We start from the raw sequence: 279 nt of genomic DNA on the forward strand, positions 1-279 counted from the left end.
TTACTTTGACGAAGTTGGAGCTTTTAGAGTGCAGCATCGTGACTTTTCCGGCCAATGATTTGGCCCGTGTTGATGCTGTTAAGATGAAGCTCGCCCACGGCGGCCTTCCATCTCTTCCAGACCTCGAATGCCTGTTGCGTGATGCCGGGCTGTCGAAGCGCAAGGCCGCGGTGATCGCCAACCGAGGCCTGAAGCACTTGCTCGACGGGCGCGACGCCCGGGGCCCGGCGGAAACACGAAGCGATGCGAGCGCGCTCCTGTCGCAACTTCGCAGCTTCA

The 279-nt window shown here is 60.2% G+C and carries 1 protein-coding gene; it reads left to right on the forward strand.

The features are described 5' to 3' along the window. On the forward strand, positions 1-279 hold a 279-nt coding region (locus CVH10_RS19790), incomplete at both ends, for an HK97 family phage prohead protease (protein WP_181244546.1).

Origin of the sequence: Halomonas sp. ND22Bw (genome assembly GCF_003011945.1) — a bacterium.
Lineage (GTDB): Bacteria > Pseudomonadota > Gammaproteobacteria > Pseudomonadales > Halomonadaceae > Halomonas > Halomonas halophila.